A 13,975-nucleotide genomic window follows, 5' to 3' on the forward strand; every position below is an offset into this window, starting at 1 on the left:
CACCGGTGCGTGGTCAGCGCGGGGCGATCTCTTCCAGGGCGTCGAGCAGCCCGACGACGTCGGCGACGTCGTAGAAGGCGAAGTCTCTCCGCACACCGAACAGTCCGTCGAGACCGGTGTTCGCGTACTGCCGGATCGCGTCCGTGCCGCCCCAGAAGAGGGTGTCGAGGTCGCCGGTGTCGTTCCACTCGACCGACACGTGCTCATCCATCAGGTCGGTTCCGCGGTCGGTGCGACGGATGTCGGTCTCCCGGCTCGCCCTGCCGGAGACGATCAGCGCGCGCTGGTCGGTGACGGCGTAGACCTCGGTGCGCTTGCGGTGGCGCTTCACGAGGAAGCGGCCACCGCCCATGTGCAGGCTGGCCACGACGAACACGGCCAACAGCACCAGCACCAGCGGATGTGCTCCGTCGCGGATGGCCAGGACGAGCCCCGTCGTCACGGCGGCGGCGAACAACACGCTGAAGGGGACGAGCCACCGGTCGTGGAACCCGAGCATCTTCGACGGGTCACTCTGTCCCACCCAGAGCAGCCGCTCTCCGGCGCGGAGCTCGGCGGTGATCAGTGCGCGCTGGTCGGGAGTGCTCGTGACCGGCACGCTCAACGGCGCCCGGGATCGATGTTGAGCGTGCTGCCCTCGAGCAGCCAGTCGTCGTCGCGCTGCTCCATGAAGGGGTTCATCCACTGCACCTGCGCCGGCGTGATGCCGAACCGCTCCGAGACCGTCGAGAGCTCGTCACCGTGCGCGACCAGGTAGTTCGCCGGTCGGCCGTCGACCTTGGTGACGATGCCGTAGGCGCCCGGTCGGTCGTCGCCGACGGTGACCCGGGAGGCCGGGGTAGGGGTTCGGGATGTTCCACCTGAGGTCAGCGGCGGCGAGCACTGATCCCGCCCACGGGCGCTTGGATGAGTCCTCGTCGGCCGCTGTCGCAGGGACGAGGACGACACTGCGCAGGTGATCGGGGTGTGGACCCGCCTGACCCATCGTGAACGAGGTCGGAGGAGCAACTGCGGCGTCCCACTCGACCGTCTCGCGCACCGAGCCGTCCCAGCCGTCGAGCGGCTTCGCGGGCCGGTGTCGGAACTCCAGCCGCATGGGCTGCGGATTGGTCGTCCGGTACCCGGAGAGCTGGGCGTCGAAGGTCCCGCGGTCGTTCGCGACCACCCGGACGTGGATGCTGGTCTCGCCGCTCGGCGAGACCACGTCGGTCTCGGCCGCCACGGTGCCGGTGGGCAACGCCTGCTCGGGCTCGGTCTCGGTCTCGACCGGATCGGCGTCGCGCGTCGGGTCCGGCGCGGGTTCCGCCGTGCGTTCGGCCGCCTGTCGCGTCGGCGTCGGGATCGCGTCGTCGCCGCCGAACGCCGTGCACCCGGCGAGCAGCAGCCCCACCAGCGCCGAGCCGATCACCGCGGTCGTCGCGGTCCGTGTTCTTCCCATCGTTCCCCCTCGTCGGCAGCGTAGCGGGGGCCAGGGACGTCATCGAGTGCGGGGAGCGGACCGAGCCAGACTCGTTACACGGGGCCGAGGACTAGCGTCCGCTGCAGGAGGAAACACCATGAGCGACAGCATCCCGAACGCCCCCGGCCCCGAGCCGTCCGACGACCGCGCACGCACCGACGCGCTCCGCGACGCCGCACACAGCGACGACGTCGACGGCGTGAGCGAGCGCGAGCAACGTGCCGCCGACACCTCGTACAGCCCGTCGAGCGAGCGCGAGATGGACGCGTCCCAGACGAAGCAGCGCGACGACGCCGACCTGCGGGAGGACGGCATCGACCCGTCCAAGGTCATCGCAGCCCCCGGGACGGGCGGCGCGGACGACGCCGGCGATGTCGAACCCGAACCAGGCGACCTCCACCTGCCGTGGCAGTCCGAGGAGGACCGCCGAGGCTAGCTCGACGCCCGGTCGAGTTCGCGCACAAGAGCATCGCCATCGGTGACGTCCCAGAACGCCATCGGCTGTGGTCCGAAGAAACCGTCGAGACCGGTGTTCGCGTAGACCTTCGCGTTCGTTCCCCGGCCGACGAGCATCGATCCTGGTCCGCCTCCCGTCGCGTCCCACTCGACGTTGCAGTGCCGTCGGTCGCCGGTCCAGCTCACGGTGCGGTCGGTGCGGCCGATCGGGACCTCCCGCGTGCCGCGAGGGGTGATCACGAGGGCCCGGCGATCGGTCACGGCGTAGACGGACGTCCGCTTGCGGTACCGCTTCACGAGGAACCGTCCGACCAGCAGGTGCAGGCCCATCAGTGTGAACAGCGACCCGACGAGCAAGAAGAAGGGTGGCGCACCGCTGGTCACGGCCGAGGCGGTCCAGAACGCCACGAATCCGCACCAGAGCAGCGAGAACGGGATGAGGAACCCGTCGCGGCCCGAGAGGAGCTTGGCCGGGTCGCTCGTGCCGGCCCAGTACAAGTGCTCATCGGGGCGCAGGTGTTCACGGGCGGTCTGTTGAGGATCGATCACCCCTCGACAGTACGGCCCGTCACTCGCTGTGGCTGAACAGTGCGTACCCCGCTCGGCTACGACACCGAGTCCGGGTGGGAGCCCGTCCGCTGCCCCGACTCGAGCGTCGCGATCGCCCCGAGCTCGTCGTCGGTGAGCTCGAAGCCGTCGACGTCGAGGTTCGACCGGATCCGGGACGGCGTCACCGACTTCGGCAGCACCACGACGCCGTGCTGCACGTTCCACCGGACGAGCACCTGCGCCACGCTCACGCCGTGCGCGTCCGCGATGCCCGTCAGTACCGGCTCGTCGATCAGGCGCCCACGACCGAGCGGCGACCACGCCCCGGTCACGATGTCGTGCTGCTCGTGGAACGCGATGAGTTCGCGCTGCGGCAGCCAGGGGTGCCGTTCGACCTGGTTCAGTGCCGGCACCTCGCCGGTCTCGTCGATGAGCCGCTGCAGGTGCGGCACCTGGAAGTTCGAGACGCCGATGCTCCGCGCCCGCCCCGACTCGCGCAGTTCCACCAGCGCCTGCCAGGTCTCGACGTAGCGGTCGTTCGCGGCGGCCGGCCAGTGGATCAGGTAGAGGTCGACGGCGTCGAGCCCCAGCCGCTCGAGGCTGCCGTCGAACGCCCGCAGGGTCGCGTCGCGCCCCTGGTGGTCGTTCCACACCTTGGTCGTCACGAAGACGTCGTCACGGTCCAGCCCGGAGGCCCGGATCGCCTTGCCGACGCCGGTCTCGTTGCCGTACATCTCGGCGGTGTCGACGTGCCGGTAGCCGGCGTCGAGCGCGAGACCGACCGCCGTCTCTGCTCCGGCATCGTCGACCTTGTAGACGCCGAAGCCGATCGCGGGGATCGCGGCGCCGTCGCGGAGGGGAAGTGAACTGACCATGCGCCCATCCTGCCGGTGCGTGGCGGGCGGGCGCCGGGCCTCCCGGCCAACTGTGGAGAACGCGACCCGCCTGCCGGACGCCCGTTCCTTCCCATGCCGGCCGCGATGGGGAGTGGAAACGGGCGTACCTGGTCAGAACTCCCGACCAGGTACGCCCGAATCGACCAGGCACGCCGAAAGCGCCCGCGCCCCCGCTCAGGTCGGCAGGTGCACCGGCTCGGTGTCGGGGAGGGGGCTGGCGTCACGGCCGCGCAGGTCGGGCAGCCAGCTGCGCATCGCCAGGGGGAGCAGCACGCCCAGTCCGGCCATCACGGCGCCGACGGTGAAGCCGCCGACCGGACCGTTGCTGTCGATGAGGAAGCCGGCGATCGCCGATCCGCCAGCGGCACCGATCAGCTGGCCGGTGCCCATCCAGCCGTAGGCCTCGGCGGTGTCGGAGAACTTGACCGTGGCGGAGACGGATCCGAACATCACCGCGAGGGCCGGGGCGATGCCCACACCCGCGATGACGAGGGCCAGGCACAGCCACCAGAAGTTCGTGCCGCCGAGGGCCAGGGTGAGGCCGACGAAGACCACGGCCATGCGCGTCCACAGCGTGTTGCGCGAGATCGGGCGGTGGCCGAACGCCAGGCCGCCGACGAGCGACCCGACCGCGAACACCGCGAGGACGATGCCGGCGTTCGGGCTGCCCTCGCCGAAGACGCTGGTGACGCTGGCCTCGACCGCGGCGCAGGCCCCGATCAGGAGCAGGCCGGTCAGGGTGGCGACGACGACCGAGGGACGCTTCAGCACGACGCCGAACGCGCGCTTGGACCGGGGGATGCGGACGCGTCCGAGCTCGGGGGAGGCGATGAACCACGTGCCGCCGACGACCAGGAAGACCATCGCGACGACGATCGCCTCGACCGTGCCGATCTGCGTCGCGACGAACGTGGTGATCACCGGGCCGGCGACCCAGATGAGCTCCTGCGCGCTGGCGTCGAGGGAGAAGAGGGGTGTGAGCTGCGCCGAGGTCACCATCTTCGGGTAGATGGTGCGCACCGCCGGCTGCACGGGCGGGACCGCCAGGCCGCCGAGGAACCCGACCACCACGTAGCCCCAGAGCGGCATGATCACGAACGCGATGACCACCATGCTGATCAGCGCGACGATGCTCGTCAGGATGAGGACGGGACGCATGCCCCAGCTGCCCATCCACCGGCTCGTCAGCGGACCGGCCAGCGCCTGCCCGATGCTCGTCGTCGCGAGCACCAGTCCGGCGGCCCCGTAGGAGCCGAACACGTGCTCGACGTGCAGCAGGTACGCCAGCGACAGCATGCCGAACGGGAACCGTGCGGTGAGCTGTGCGGCGATGACACGACCCACGCCAGGGGTCTTCAGGAGGGGCCCGTACGTACTCACGAGACGAGTGTACGGACCGGACGGATCGGGCTGTCCCCCGTCCTGGGGAGGGGGCTGACACGACACGCCGAAGCGCTGATTCCACACATGTGGATCGTGGCTGTCCACCGGTGTGGGGAAGTGTCGGTGGTCGGCCGGAGACTGGCGGAAACTCGGGCCTCTCGGGAATCCACAGACTGTGGAGGACGTTGTGGAGAACTACACGGCTGTAACACTTCCTCTTGTGGTCGGTGTCGCGGCCGGCCACTAGATGTAGTGTGGAGGCATCGCAGCGGCCCCTCCCGGACACGACTGCGGACAGACATCAGCACCACCTCCACAGCACAGCAGAAACCAGTAGGAACTAGGGGAGATCATGGCCGTCACCGTCTACACCAAGCCGTCCTGCGTCCAGTGCACCGCGACGTACCGCGCCCTCGACAACAAGGGCATCGAGTACGAAGTGCACGACGTCTCCACGGACGAGGCAGCGCTCGAGCACGTCAAGAGCCTCGGCTACATGCAGGCCCCCGTCGTCGTCACGGACGACGACCACTGGTCGGGCTTCCGCCCCGACAAGATCGCGACGCTCAGCGCCGAACTGGCGTGAGTCGGTGCGGGTCCCGTCGGGCCCGCACCACCCACCGCCGGCCTGGAGGCGCGACCCGCCTCCGCCAGGTCGCCCCGGTCCGTCCGTCCGCACCTTCTCCAGAGGAGCGCACCATGAGCCGATTGGTCTACTTCTCGAGCGTGTCCGGGTACACCGCGCGCTTCGTCGAGAAGCTCGGCCGCGACGCGGACCGGATCCCGCTCTACCCGAGCGATCCCTTCCTGCACGTCGACGAGCCCTACGTCCTGGTCCTGCCCACCTACGGTGGCGGCAACGGCGAGGGTGCAGTCCCCAAGCAGGTCATCAAGTTCCTCAACGACGCCCACAACCGCTCGCTCATCCGCGGCGTGGTCGTGGGCGGCAACACGAACTTCGGCGAGGCGTACGGCCTGGCAGGGGACGTCGTCGCACGGAAGTGCAACGTCCCCCTTCTCTATCGATTCGAACTCTTCGGGACCCCTGACGACGTGTCGGCGGTCAACTCAGGATTGGATGCATTTTGGACGCAGCAGTTGCAGACGTCGATCTGACGTCGCCGCAGACGGGGATGGACTACCACTCCCTCAACGCGATGCTCAACCTCTACGACGCGGACGGGAACATCCAGTTCGACAAGGATCGTGAGGCCGCCAAGCAGTTCTTCCTGCAGCACGTCAACCAGAACACCGTCTTCTTCCACAACCTGAAGGAGCGGCTCGACTACCTGGTCGAGAACGAGTACTACGAAAAAGCCACGATCGACATGTACTCGCTGGACTTCATCCAGCGACTCAACGACCTGGCGTACTCGAAGAAGTTCCGGTTCCAGACGTTCCTCGGCGCGTTCAAGTACTACACGAGCTACACGCTCAAGACGTTCGACGGCAAGCGCTACCTCGAGCGCTTCGAGGACCGCGTCGTCATGACCGCCCTCGGCCTGGCCCAGGGCAACGAGCAGCTCGCCATCGACCTGGTCGAAGAGATCGTCGCCGGCCGCTTCCAGCCCGCGACCCCCACGTTCCTCAACACGGCGAAGGCACAGCGCGGCGAGCTCGTCTCCTGCTTCCTGCTCCGCATCGAGGACAACATGGAGTCGATCTCGCGCGGCATCAACTCCTCGCTGCAGCTCTCGAAGCGCGGCGGCGGCGTGGCCCTGCTGCTGTCGAACATCCGCGAGGCCGGCGCCCCGATCAAGCAGATCGAGAACCAGTCCTCGGGCATCATCCCCGTGATGAAGCTGCTGGAAGACTCCTTCTCGTACGCGAACCAGCTCGGTGCGCGTCAGGGTGCCGGCGCGGTCTACCTCAGCGCCCACCACCCGGACATCATGAAGTTCCTCGACACCAAGCGCGAGAACGCCGACGAGAAGATCCGCATCAAGACGCTGTCGCTCGGCGTCGTCGTGCCGGACATCACGTTCGAACTCGCGAAGAACAACGAGGACATGTACCTGTTCTCGCCGTACGACGTCGAGAAGGTCTACGGCGTGCCCTTCGGCGACGTCCCGATCTCCGAGAACTACCGCGCGATGGTCGACGACTCGCGCATCAAGAAGACGAAGATCAAGGCGCGTGACTTCTTCACGACCATCGCCGAGATCCAGTTCGAGTCGGGCTACCCGTACATCGTGTTCGAGGACACGGTGAACAAGGCCAACCCGATCAAGGGTCGGATCAACATGTCCAACCTGTGCTCGGAGATCCTGCAGGTCAACACCCCGACGACCTTCAACGAGGACCTGTCCTACAAGGAGATCGGCAAGGACATCTCCTGCAACCTCGGCTCGCTGAACATCGCGCTGACGATGGACTCGCCGGACTTCGGCAAGACCATCGAGACCGCCATCCGCGGCCTGACCTCGGTCTCGCAGATGTCGCACATCACCTCGGTGCGGAGCGTCGAGGACGGCAACGACAAGTCGCACGCCATCGGCCTCGGCCAGATGAACCTGCACGGCTACCTGGCTCGTGAGCGCGTCTACTACGGCTCCGAAGAGGGCATCGACTTCACGAACATCTACTTCTACACGGTGCTGTTCCACGCCCTTCGTGCGTCGAACAAGATCGCGATCGAGACCGGCGAGACCTTCGACGGCTTCCGCGACTCGAAGTACGCGTCGGGTGAGTTCTTCGACAAGTACACCGACCAGCTCTGGACGCCGGCGACCTCCCGCGTGGCATCGCTGTTCGACAACGCGAACATCACGATCCCGACGCAGGACGACTGGAAGGCGCTGAAGGCGTCCATCCAGGAGCACGGCATCTACAACCAGAACCTGCAGGCTGTCCCGCCGACCGGTTCGATCTCGTACATCAACCACTCGACGTCGTCGATCCACCCGATCGCGTCGAAGATCGAGATCCGCAAGGAAGGCAAGCTCGGCCGCGTCTACTACCCGGCGCCGTTCATGACGAACGACAACCTGGACTACTACCAGGACGCGTACGAGATCGGCCCGGAGAAGATCATCGACACGTACGCCGCGGCGACGCAGCACGTGGACCAGGGCCTGTCCCTGACGCTGTTCTTCAAGGACACCGCCACCACGCGTGACATCAACAAGGCGCAGATCTACGCATGGCGCAAGGGCATCAAGACGATCTACTACATCCGTCTGCGCCAGCTCGCCCTCGAGGGCACCGAGGTCGAGGGCTGCGTCAGCTGCATGCTGTAGAGCTGCTGCTCTCTTCCTGGAGGCGCGGGGCGGGCCCCGCCCCGCGCCTCCAGTCCGTCATCAGATCACCATCTCGAATCCGGAAGACAATCCCATGACCCTCACCGACCCGGTCCACGCCACGGGCAAGTCCATCCCGCTGATCAGTGCGGTCAGTGCCATCAACTGGAACCGCATCCAGGACGACAAGGACGTCGAGGTCTGGAACCGGCTGGTCAACAACTTCTGGCTGCCCGAGAAGGTGCCGCTGTCGAACGACGTGCAGTCGTGGAACACCCTGACGCCGGAGGAGCAGCAGCTCACCATGCGGGTCTTCACCGGCCTGACGCTGCTCGACACCATCCAGGGCACCGTCGGCGCGATCAGCCTGATCCCCGACGCGATCACCCCGCACGAAGAGGCCGTCTACACGAACATCGCGTTCATGGAGTCGGTGCACGCGAAGAGCTACTCGTCGATCTTCTCGACGCTGGCCTCGACGCCCGAGATCGACGACGCCTTCCGCTGGTCCACCGAGAACGTGAACCTGCAGAAGAAGGCCCAGATCGTCCTCGACTACTACACCGGCGACGATCCCCTGAAGCGCAAGGTCGCCTCGACGCTGCTCGAGTCGTTCCTGTTCTACTCCGGCTTCTACCTGCCGATGTACTGGTCCTCGCGCGCCAAGCTCACGAACACCGCCGACCTGATCCGCCTGATCATCCGCGACGAAGCCGTCCACGGGTACTACATCGGGTACAAGTTCCAGAAGGGCCTCGAGGGCGCCTCGGAAGAGCGCAAGCAGGAGATCAAGGACTACACGTTCAACCTGCTGTTCGAGCTCTACGAGAACGAGGTGCAGTACACGCAGGACCTCTACGACGGCGTCGGGCTGACCGAGGACGTCAAGAAGTTCCTGCACTACAACGCCAACAAGGCGCTGATGAACCTGGGCTACGAGCCGATGTTCCCCAAGGAGACGACGGACGTGAACCCGGCGATCCTGTCGGCGCTGTCGCCGAACGCGGACGAGAACCACGACTTCTTCTCGGGGTCGGGGTCGTCGTACGTCATCGGCAAGGCGGAGAAGACCGAGGACGAGGACTGGGACTTCTGATCCTGGTCTGACACGAGGGAACGCCCCGCTGGCTTCGGCTGGCGGGGCGTTCTCGTGCTCCGGGGCCCATGGACGTGTCCGGATGGCGCCCCTCCAGAGAGGATCGATCCGGACGGGTGATGTGAGACAGGCGGCCGCCGGGCAGGCCTTCGGTCAGGTCCGGCTCGGTGAAGGACCGGCCATCGGACATTGGGAGGCGGCAGGATTGCGGGACGCAGTATCAGGCGGTGAGGGCGATCTCGGTCGCGCGGGCGATCACGTCGAGCGGGTCCGCTGCACCGGTGACGAAGATCGTGATGACCGTGGACCAGTGGACGCCGCTGAGTACCGCAACTGCTCCTGCGGTCGATCCGTTCACGAGGACGGTCCCCGCGGCGGTCCATCCATCCGGCACCGATGCGCGGAAGGATCTGGCGGTCTCGCGGCTGGCTGCTGAGAGGAGCGCTTCTCGGTACGTGCTGTTCGCCCGCCCGTCGAGCAGATCGCCTTGGAGCGCAGTGTTGATGTCGCTGCAGGCCTGCCGGGCAGTCGTCGTGCGCGTCGTTGTCACGCGGTCGTCCAGTGCGGCGAGACCGGCGGCGACACTGCTACCACCACCGAGTCGACGGATCTGTGCGTCGACACCAGAGCGGTCCTGCGCGACCGGCAGCATCGTCGCACTCGGGTCGATCCGGGGAGCGATCGCGGGAAGGACCACTGCGAGAAGAGCGTCCGCTGGCATGTCGCTTTCGCCATCGTAGGTCGAGACTGCGCCAGTCGCGCCGCTCATCACGCAGGTGCTGACGGCTGCCTGCTCGGCCTGTTCCAAGGCAACCAACGCGCTCTCCATGGTCGTCGTAGGACGGACGCTCGACGATGGCGCTGCAAGGACCGGCGCCTCGTCAGGTGACGCAGCTGCACTCGGCTCTGCCGTCTTGCTGGGTGTGTCCGCTGCGGTGGTCGACGCCGGGGCGCAACCGCTCAAGATCAGGCCCGACACCGCGACGGCAAGCGCCCGACTGATCACGCGATACAGGTACCCACGCGTGCAGCCAGTCATTTGAGTCACCGTATCGTTATTCCGTGCCCCGCCTGCTCCACCGCCCCACAGCCCGTTTGGTCACCTCCCTGGCGGTGCTGGTCACCACGAGCGTGTCCCTCGCGGGCTGTTCCGCGGCCCCAGAACCGGCCGCACCTCACACGATCCCGGCAGCCTCTCGGACTCCGCAGGCGATCACGGCCGCAGCGCTCTCCGAGCGTCTGGCCGCCTACGAGCGGAAGCACGACCTCCGTGTACGGGTCGACGCCATCGACACCGGTAACGACCACCACCTGGGCTTCCGTGCCACCGAGGCAGTACCGCTCGACATGCGCGCCCTCACCGCGGGCGTGCTCGTGCTCGCCAATGCCTCCGACGATCAACTCGCAGCGTCCCCTGCCACCTCCGAGGCCACGGCCGAAACCGGAGCCTCCGCGACGCTCCTGGATGCCGTCGCCGCTGCCCTGCAGACCAGCGCGCCGGAAGCTCAGCAGACGCTCGTGACGTGGCTCGGCGGCGAGGATGCTCTTCATCGTCGCGCTGACGCGATCCTTGGTCCCTCGTCTGCCGCGCCGTCAGCGCGGAGCTTCGCGACCCTGCTCGACGACGCCATCTACGGCAAGACGCTTGCCCCTGACCGTCGCGGCACGCTGCGGAACATCCTGCTCAACAGTGCGGGATCCCCTGCGACCGCAGCCGGCACCGACGCACTGTGGGAAGTAGCCGGGGTCAGCGACAGGAGCCAAGCCGGCACCCTCGTCGAGGTCAGCACTCTCGAAGTGCCCTACCGCACCTCGGGGGACGCAGCGCCCGTCGTACTCGCACTCGTCGTCACCGGCGCTGCCGGCCCCGAGGCCGCGAGCCGAGCGGCCGAGGAAGTGTCCAGGCTCGTCACCCACGCCCTGCCGCCAACCCGCTGACCCATCGAGGGAGCTCAATTCGCTCCGACGGCCGTGCCGCGCGGTCCGGCGGGACGGCGGAGTCCTTCCGCGCCGACAGCATGCAGCGAAGCAGCGAAGCAGCGATGCAGCATCCCGTGAACACCAGCTCCGGACAGTCCGCGACGGTTGTTCATAGGATGACTACCGAGTGGTCGAGCGCCGCAGGGGACGCACGCCGCCGTCTGAAATGGGGCACCATGCACTCACCCGCTGATCGGTCGGATCTTCGCGTCCGACCTCGGATCTGGATCGGCGTCGCCGTCGTCGTCGGCTACGTCGCCCTCGTTTCGATCACCCAACACCTCTCCGGCGTTCCCTACCCGGACCTCGGCGACAACGGCAGCACTCTGTTCCGCGGCGTCGGCATCTCACTGATCCTCGGCGCCATCGCCCTCACCGTCGTCACGACTCTGCTCGGCTGGTGGCGGCCAGCGATACGCGAACAGCACCGGTCAACGTCCCGGTGGCCCGTGATCGCGCCGGCGCTGATGACCGTCCTCATGTTGCTCAACCTGATCGGCACTGACTGGGATGCCTACGACGTCGGCTTCTTCGTCGCCTCACTGGTGCTCCTGCTCGTCGGGTTCACCGAGGAGATCGCCACGCGCGGACTGCTCATCACAGCGCTCCGCTCCAGACTCGGCGAGGGCTGGGTCTGGTTCCTCTCCTCCCTCGCGTTCGGCCTCATGCACTACGTCAACGTCCTCAGCGGCCAAGACTTCGGCCGGACCAGCTTCCAGGTGCTCTCCGCATTCCTGTTCGGCACCGTCCTGTACATCCTCCGTCGCATCACCGGAACGCTCGTCTGGGCGATGGTGCTCCACGCGCTCTGGGACTTCGCCGTCTTCGCCACCGGGAAAGGCCACCCCGCCTCGTTCACCGACATGGGCGGACTCGAGCTCCTCATCGGAGCATTCGCTCTCATCGCTGTCTGGTGGGTCATCCGAGGATCAAACGAACACCTCGCCGAGACACCCGCCCTCCGCAGCCAGCCGCGGTAGGGCACGCCACTGGGGATCGACGCCGCTCGCAGCGCAAGGGCGCCAACGACGTCAAGCACGAACACGTACCCGAGGCCCGAGGAGCGTGTCCGATAGCCGATCGTCCGAAGGGACGACACGCGGTGCGGTCGTCTATAGCGTGAAGCGGTGACTTACGAGCGGTACGAGCCCTTTCGGATGAGCGCGGTCGACGCGGAGGGAGAGGCCGCGATCTACTGTGAAGAGTCGGGCAACCCCGCCGGCATCCCTGCCCTCTGGCTCCACGGAGGCCCCGGAGGATCACTCGGCAGCGGCTGGTACCGCACCCACTTCGACCCGGCACGGTACCGACTCATCGGGATCGACCAACGCGGCACCGGCAAGAGCCGTTCTGCCGGCCGTCAGACCGGCGAGATGGATCGACAGAACACTCAGCAGCTCATCAACGACATCGAGACCGTCCGCCGAGCCCTCGGGATCGACACTTGGGTCGTCACCGGGATCTCCTGGGGAACCACGCTCGCGTTGGCGTACGCACAACAACACCCGCAACGCGTTCGAGCCCTTGCACTCATGGCCGTCACCACGACTAGCCGGAGCGAGGTCGAGTGGATCACGGAGGGCGTTGGTCGATTGTTCCCTGCCGAATGGGACGAGTTCGAACGCGCCAGCCAGCGACATCCCGGCGAGCGGGTTGTTGACGCGTATGCCCGTCTCCTCGCGTCGTCGGATGCCTCGACTCGCGAAGCGGCAGCTGCGGCTTGGGACAGATGGGAGAACGTGCACGTCTCCTTGGACCATCCCGAGCTTCGGAACGAAGGACACGTTGGTCCTGATCACCGCGAGGAGTTCGCTCGGCTGGTGACGCGCTACTGGAGCAATGACGCCTTCATGCCTGGAGACAACGCGATCCTTGCTCGGCTGGACCGCATCCAACACATCCCCACCGCCCTCGTGCACGGCCGAAGGGACATCAGCGGCCCAGCAGCGACAGCCTGGCGTCTCCACCGAGGTCTGCCGCAGAGCGCACTCACCATCGTGGAGGACGAAGGACACGGCGGACCCCGCCAAAGCGCCGAGCTGACACAAGCACTCGACCGAATCGCAGTGCGGGCCTGAGCCGAAGGCTGCCCGGTAGCGGATCGGCCATCGGTACGGGCTGCTCGTAGGCTTGGTGGGTGATCGCGCGAGTTCTTGGGTCTGGTCGTCCGCTTGTCGTCCTCCATGGTTTCGGGGTGGACCACCGGATCATGCTGCCACTGGCGGATGCGGTGCAGGATCTGCGTTGGCGAATGGTGTTCCTCGACCTGCCATGGGCCGAAGCCGCCGCGGCAACCGCGACCGCGAAGAGCGCGGTCGACGTGGCCGACGAGGTACTCGCCGACATCGACGACCACCTCGGGGACGAGCCCTTCGCCGTCATCGGGAACTCCTTCGGCGGCATGATCGCCCGACACGTCGCCCACGAACGCCGCGACCACGTCCTCGGCGTCGCGACCCTGGCGGGCGTCGTGCACCCAGCACACACAGACCGCGCCGTCCCCGAGCGCACCGTGCTGCACACCGAACCGGCCGTCCTCGAAGCCGCCGGCGACGCGCGAGCAGCATTCGAGGAGGTCAGCGTCATCCAGGACGCCGCCGCGTTCACCGCGTTCGAGCGGTACGTGCTGCCCGGTCTCCGTGGCGCCGACCCTGCGGTGATGGACCGCATCGCCGCCGACTACGCACTGGAAGCCGTTCCGGAGGAACGACACCCGGAACCGTTCACCGCGCCGGCGCTGCATCTGTTCGGTCGGCAGGATGACGTCGTCGGCTACGAGGACGGGCTCGCACTCCGGGACCACTACCCGCGAGGCAGCTTCGTCGTCCTGGACGGTGCTGGACACAACGTGCACCTCGAGCAACCCGAGATCACCGCCGCCCTGATCCACGACTGGCTCGCACGGATCGACCGGTAG

15 protein-coding genes are annotated in these 13,975 nt (G+C 67.2%); 9 read left to right on the forward strand and 6 right to left on the reverse strand.

The features are described from left to right. Window positions 1–13: 13 nt before the first annotated feature. Window positions 14–604, reverse strand: coding sequence for a hypothetical protein (locus H7A73_RS04870; protein WP_182064917.1), 591 nt, complete (start codon window positions 602–604; stop codon window positions 14–16). A 132-nt stretch (window positions 605–736) separates the two neighbouring features. Continuing rightward, on the reverse strand, window positions 737–1,438 hold the full coding sequence (locus H7A73_RS04875; RefSeq protein ID WP_182064918.1) for a hypothetical protein: 702 nt from the start codon (window positions 1,436–1,438) through the stop codon (window positions 737–739). Between the two features lie 118 nt (window positions 1,439–1,556). Here H7A73_RS04875 and H7A73_RS04880 point away from each other — a divergent pair, with 118 nt between their 5' ends. After that, complete coding sequence (locus tag H7A73_RS04880) at window positions 1,557–1,895, forward strand: hypothetical protein (RefSeq protein ID WP_182064919.1); 339 nt, start codon at window positions 1,557–1,559, stop codon at window positions 1,893–1,895. Here H7A73_RS04880 and H7A73_RS04885 read toward each other — a convergent pair. From H7A73_RS04885 to H7A73_RS04895, 3 genes are all read right to left on the reverse strand, one after another. Continuing rightward, a complete protein-coding gene (locus H7A73_RS04885; RefSeq protein WP_182064920.1) occupies window positions 1,892–2,464 on the reverse strand; it encodes a hypothetical protein in 573 nt (190 codons plus the stop codon). The genes H7A73_RS04880 and H7A73_RS04885 overlap by 4 nt on opposite strands. Window positions 2,465–2,520: 56 nt before the next feature. After that, on the reverse strand, window positions 2,521–3,339 hold the full coding sequence (locus tag H7A73_RS04890; RefSeq protein ID WP_182064921.1) for an aldo/keto reductase: 819 nt from the start codon (window positions 3,337–3,339) through the stop codon (window positions 2,521–2,523). A gap of 195 nt (window positions 3,340–3,534) precedes the next feature. After that, window positions 3,535–4,740, reverse strand: coding sequence for an MFS transporter (locus H7A73_RS04895; RefSeq protein ID WP_182064922.1), 1,206 nt, complete (start codon window positions 4,738–4,740; stop codon window positions 3,535–3,537). A gap of 355 nt (window positions 4,741–5,095) precedes the next feature. Between H7A73_RS04895 and nrdH the strand changes: the two genes are divergently transcribed. The 4 genes from nrdH to nrdF all read left to right on the forward strand — a co-directional run bounded on the left by nrdH (window position 5,096) and on the right by nrdF (window position 9,078). Next, window positions 5,096–5,329, forward strand: coding sequence for a glutaredoxin-like protein NrdH (gene nrdH, locus H7A73_RS04900; RefSeq protein ID WP_017886897.1), 234 nt, complete (start codon window positions 5,096–5,098; stop codon window positions 5,327–5,329). A gap of 113 nt (window positions 5,330–5,442) precedes the next feature. Next, complete coding sequence (gene nrdI / locus H7A73_RS04905) at window positions 5,443–5,859, forward strand: class Ib ribonucleoside-diphosphate reductase assembly flavoprotein NrdI (protein ID WP_182064923.1); 417 nt, start codon at window positions 5,443–5,445, stop codon at window positions 5,857–5,859. Between the two features lie 17 nt (window positions 5,860–5,876). Then, the gene (gene nrdE, locus H7A73_RS04910) at window positions 5,877–7,982 is read left to right on the forward strand and encodes a class 1b ribonucleoside-diphosphate reductase subunit alpha (protein WP_182064924.1); all 2,106 of its coding nucleotides are present in this window, start codon (window positions 5,877–5,879) and stop codon (window positions 7,980–7,982) included. A gap of 94 nt (window positions 7,983–8,076) precedes the next feature. Next, complete coding sequence (gene nrdF / locus H7A73_RS04915) at window positions 8,077–9,078, forward strand: class 1b ribonucleoside-diphosphate reductase subunit beta (RefSeq protein WP_232832744.1); 1,002 nt, start codon at window positions 8,077–8,079, stop codon at window positions 9,076–9,078. 220 nt (window positions 9,079–9,298) lie between these two features. Here the strand turns inward: nrdF and H7A73_RS04920 are convergent, their stop codons facing one another. Further along, window positions 9,299–10,117 (reverse strand): hypothetical protein, encoded by an 819-nt coding sequence (locus H7A73_RS04920; protein WP_182064925.1) that lies wholly within the window; start codon window positions 10,115–10,117, stop codon window positions 9,299–9,301. Window positions 10,118–10,140: 23 nt separating this feature from the next. On the opposite strand from H7A73_RS04920, the gene H7A73_RS04925 reads away from it, so the two are divergent. The 4 genes from H7A73_RS04925 to H7A73_RS04940 all read left to right on the forward strand — a co-directional run bounded on the left by H7A73_RS04925 (window position 10,141) and on the right by H7A73_RS04940 (window position 13,975). Then, entirely contained in the window at window positions 10,141–11,016 is an 876-nt protein-coding gene (locus H7A73_RS04925; RefSeq protein ID WP_182064926.1) for a hypothetical protein, read from the forward strand. Between the two features lie 218 nt (window positions 11,017–11,234). Beyond that, on the forward strand, window positions 11,235–12,038 hold the full coding sequence (locus tag H7A73_RS04930; protein ID WP_182064927.1) for a CPBP family intramembrane glutamic endopeptidase: 804 nt from the start codon (window positions 11,235–11,237) through the stop codon (window positions 12,036–12,038). A gap of 147 nt (window positions 12,039–12,185) precedes the next feature. Next, window positions 12,186–13,136, forward strand: coding sequence for an alpha/beta fold hydrolase (locus H7A73_RS04935; RefSeq protein WP_259362709.1), 951 nt, complete (start codon window positions 12,186–12,188; stop codon window positions 13,134–13,136). 59 nt (window positions 13,137–13,195) lie between these two features. Then, the gene (locus H7A73_RS04940; protein WP_182064928.1) at window positions 13,196–13,975 is read left to right on the forward strand and encodes an alpha/beta fold hydrolase; all 780 of its coding nucleotides are present in this window, start codon (window positions 13,196–13,198) and stop codon (window positions 13,973–13,975) included.

The organism is Curtobacterium sp. ME12, from assembly GCF_903970855.1.
Lineage (GTDB): Bacteria > Actinomycetota > Actinomycetes > Actinomycetales > Microbacteriaceae > Curtobacterium > Curtobacterium poinsettiae_A.

What these genes read in the sequence shown, in the direction of transcription:
- H7A73_RS04875 (WP_182064918.1), bottom strand. Translation starts at nt 1,438, where the DNA reads ATGGGAAGAACACGGACCGCGACGACCGCGGTGATCGGCTCGGCGCTG.
- H7A73_RS04880 (WP_182064919.1), top strand. Translation starts at nt 1,557, where the DNA reads ATGAGCGACAGCATCCCGAACGCCCCCGGCCCCGAGCCGTCCGACGAC.
- H7A73_RS04890 (WP_182064921.1), bottom strand. Translation starts at nt 3,339, where the DNA reads ATGGTCAGTTCACTTCCCCTCCGCGACGGCGCCGCGATCCCCGCGATC.
- nrdH (WP_017886897.1), top strand. Translation starts at nt 5,096, where the DNA reads ATGGCCGTCACCGTCTACACCAAGCCGTCCTGCGTCCAGTGCACCGCG.
- nrdI (WP_182064923.1), top strand. Translation starts at nt 5,443, where the DNA reads ATGAGCCGATTGGTCTACTTCTCGAGCGTGTCCGGGTACACCGCGCGC.
- nrdE (WP_182064924.1), top strand. Translation starts at nt 5,877, where the DNA reads ATGGACTACCACTCCCTCAACGCGATGCTCAACCTCTACGACGCGGAC.
- nrdF (WP_232832744.1), top strand. Translation starts at nt 8,077, where the DNA reads ATGACCCTCACCGACCCGGTCCACGCCACGGGCAAGTCCATCCCGCTG.
- H7A73_RS04920 (WP_182064925.1), bottom strand. Translation starts at nt 10,117, where the DNA reads ATGACTGGCTGCACGCGTGGGTACCTGTATCGCGTGATCAGTCGGGCG.
- H7A73_RS04930 (WP_182064927.1), top strand. Translation starts at nt 11,235, where the DNA reads ATGCACTCACCCGCTGATCGGTCGGATCTTCGCGTCCGACCTCGGATC.